This is a genomic window from Candidatus Endomicrobiellum pyrsonymphae, from assembly GCF_020328025.1.
Classification (GTDB): domain Bacteria; phylum Elusimicrobiota; class Endomicrobiia; order Endomicrobiales; family Endomicrobiaceae; genus Endomicrobiellum; species Endomicrobiellum pyrsonymphae.
Genome location: NZ_JAIXMZ010000097.1, coordinates 1 through 3,336, shown reverse-complemented (window position 1 = coordinate 3,336; position 3,336 = coordinate 1). Strand labels below are relative to the sequence as shown.

The following is a 3,336-nucleotide window of genomic DNA, read 5'->3' as shown; positions in this document are numbered from 1 at the left end:
AGGCAAAGATAACTAAATGCAGTAGATGTGGAAGTAGTAGATATGTAAAGAATGTAACCCTCATCCCTTGCATAAACACATCTGCTTACCTCAGCTATTTCCATTCTTTACATATCTACTACTTCCACATCTACTGCATTTAGTTATCTTTGCCTATCTCATTTTTATTTTAAATAACTAAATTTTATATCTTTTTTTCTATTATCAATACTTAAAGACTAATGCCTTCACTGAAATGGGAATAAAAAAGGGGGCTAGCAGCAAGAATTCCCACCGGAGTTTATTCTCAAAGATATTAATCTAAGGAGAGAAATGACAAAAAAGCTAATAAAATATATGTCTTTCATACTTTTGTCGTGTTAACTACCGGTTTAGGAACAATTTTTATACCTAGTTCTTTCATCTGCTCTTCACTTACAGGCGAAGGCGCATTTGAAAGAGGATCAACAGCTTTTTGCGTTTTAGGGAAAGCTATTACCTCTCTAATTGAATCTTCTCTCGCAATCAAAGCACATATTCTATCAAACCCCAAAGCCACGCCTCCGTGAGGGGGAGATCCGTATGTTAAAGCATCAAGTAAAAAACCAAACTTTTCTTTCGCAGATTCGTCAGAGATACTTAAAATATCAAAAATCTTTTTCTGTACATCGCTTCTGTGTATTCTTATTGACCCACCGCCAAGCTCTATACCGTTTAAAATAACATCATAGGCTCTTGCTTTTGTAGTCCTCACGTTTTCTTTAGTAAGAGAGTCTGAATCCTTAGGAGACGTAAATGGATGATGCAACGACTGCCATCTCTGCTCTTCTTTATCCCACTCCATAAGGGGGAAATCAACAATCCATAAGAAGTTAAATTTATTTTTATCTATAAGTCCAAAATCTTTACCCATTTTAAGCCTTAGCGCTCCTAAACCTTGAGCGACTATTTTTTCTTCGTCTGCAAGGAAAACCGCTAAATCGCCGGACTTAGCGTTAAGCTTAGATATAATTGCCTGTACTTCTTCTTCTTTAAAATACTTTACTATGTTTGATTCTGCTCCAGTATCGGTAATTCTCATCCATGCCAAACCTTTCGCACCAAACTCACCAACGAATTTTGTAATATCGTCAATTTCAGAACGCGAAAAGCCTGCGCCTTTAGGAATACATAACCCTCTTACAATTCCGCCTTTTGATATTACAGACGAAAACACGCTAAATTCACTACTTTTAAGTTCTTGAGAAAAATCTCTTATTTCCATTTCAAATCTTGTGTCGGGCTTATCAGAACCAAAACGAAGCATAGCATCTTCATAAGGCATTCTTTCAAAAGGGGTTTTTATGTCAATATTTAACGCTACTTTAAAAACCCTCGAGAGCATTCTTTCAACAATATCCATTACATCTTCTTCTTCCACAAACGACATCTCAATGTCTATTTGAGTAAACTCAAGCTGTCTATCCGCGCGCAAATCCTCATCCCTAAAACATCTCGCAAGCTGATAATATTTATCAAAACCTGAAATCATTAAAATCTGTTTGAAAATCTGGGGAGACTGCGGTAGTGCAAAAAAACTTCCATGGCGCAATCTTGAAGGCACCAAAAAATCTCTTGCTCCTTCAGGAGTAGATTTCGTTAAAAACGGAGTTTCTATTTCCAAAAAACCTTCTTCATTTAAAAAGCTCCTTACTTCACTTGAAACTTTATGACGCATTATAAAATTTTTCTGAAAATTTGGACGACGTAAATCTAAATATCTGTATTTTAATCTCAATTCTTCTGAAGTTTCAACATAATCAGAAATTTCAAAAGGAAGTCCCGGCGAAGTATTAAGAACCTCTAGATCTGAGACTACAAGTTCTATATTGCCCGTCAGCATGTTTGAATTAACTGTTCCAGCCGGTCTATTTCTTACTAATCCTTTAACTGAAATAACATATTCGCTTCTTAAATTTTCAGATGTTTTAAATATTTCTTTATTTTCAGGCAGAAAAACAATTTGCAAAAGACCTTCTCTATCTCTTAAATCAATAAAAATTACGCCACCGTGATCTCTTCTGGAATGAACCCACCCACAAACTGTAATTTCTTTCCCTATGCTGTCTTCTCTTACATCTCCGCAATAACTGCTTCTCTTCATGATGAAATCCTCTTTCTATTTTAAAATATTCTCAAAATATAATAACGCTATGATTGTTTTTGAATCTTTTATTTCGCCGGTTCGCACCATTTTAACAGCATCTTTAAAACTTAAAATTTCTTTTGAGACAAACTCGTCTTTATCAGGATTTGGAACGCCTTCTTTAAGACCAAAAGCCGCAAATAAATGTATTATCTCAGTTGAAAAAGCTGTAGTTGGATAAAAAGATAAGAGTTCTTCTAATCTTTTGGCTTTATAGCCCGTCTCCTCCTGCAGCTCTCTTATAACGCACGCTAGAGGCGTTTCGTCTTTATCCATTTTACCTGCTGGCAATTCGTATGTTATTTGATTCAACGGATACCTAAACTGTTTTACCAAAACAATATTCTCTCTATCAAGAAAAGGAAGAACCGTCGTAGCTCCGGAATTTTGTAAATATTCTCTTGTGGCAAGCTCTCCATTTGGAAGCTCTACATCGTCACAAAAAAGATCAAGGATTTTACCTTTGAAAATTCTGTTCTTTTTTATTAATTTTTCAATCATATCTTTAGTCTTCATTATAACAAGAGTATTCTATCATTTTTTTAGAGAAAGAGAAATTTTATACAATACTTTAAACTATAACTGCGTAAAAAAAGCAAATATTTACAGATTGGCGCTATTCGCCACGCTGCTTACCTGCTAACACACTCCCCTCTTTTTCTAATCGTCCAAATATCCGCTTGAGTTAGTAACACCGGCATTGGTCTCTAAATATTGATAATAGAAAAAAAGATATAAAATTTAGTTATCCAAAATAAAAATGAGAGAGGCAAAGATAACTAAATGCAGTAGATAAGGAATCACTGAAGATGGAAGGAATGAGGGTGAGAGATATAAGAGTTAGATGAGATATATACAAAATTCAACAAAGCAATCATTATAGACTGCTTATAGTAAGGAGGACAAGTATTATTGCAATTGAAATAAGCGATAGAGTGATAGAGAGTTGCAGAAATATATATAGGAAAGTAAAAGAGCCAATTTAACAGAAGGACGAAGAGGTACAACAAAGAAGGTAATTGATTTAACAACATGAGTATGGCGAACAATAAATTATATAGGATTTTTCATTGGAGCAAGAATTTCAGAAATTTTAAATATTAAATGTGTTTGTGGAGTTTTAGATAATGTGCAGAGAAGGTATGTCTTAAGCAGTGTGCGTGATAGCCTTT

General features: G+C 34.6%; 2 protein-coding genes. Both read right to left on the bottom strand.

Going from position 1 to position 3,336, the window contains the following annotated elements; all coding sequences use genetic code 11:
* Nucleotides 1-343 precede the first annotated feature (343 nt).
* The gene (gene aspS / locus LE180_RS06535; RefSeq protein WP_374134648.1) at nt 344-2,122 is read right to left on the bottom strand and encodes an aspartate--tRNA ligase; all 1,779 of its coding nucleotides are present in this window, start codon (nt 2,120-2,122) and stop codon (nt 344-346) included.
* A 15-nt stretch (nt 2,123-2,137) separates the two neighbouring features.
* Nucleotides 2,138-2,680 carry an NUDIX domain-containing protein gene (locus LE180_RS06530; RefSeq protein ID WP_374134647.1) on the bottom strand — a complete coding sequence of 181 codons (543 nt, stop codon included), beginning with the start codon at nt 2,678-2,680 and terminating at the stop codon, nt 2,138-2,140.
* Nucleotides 2,681-3,336: the final 656 nt, after the last annotated feature.

Coding starts and splice junctions, on each gene's coding strand:
- aspS (WP_374134648.1), bottom strand. CDS start 2,122: ATGAAGAGAAGCAGTTATTGCGGAGATGTAAGAGAAGACAGCATAGGG.
- LE180_RS06530 (WP_374134647.1), bottom strand. CDS start 2,680: ATGAAGACTAAAGATATGATTGAAAAATTAATAAAAAAGAACAGAATT.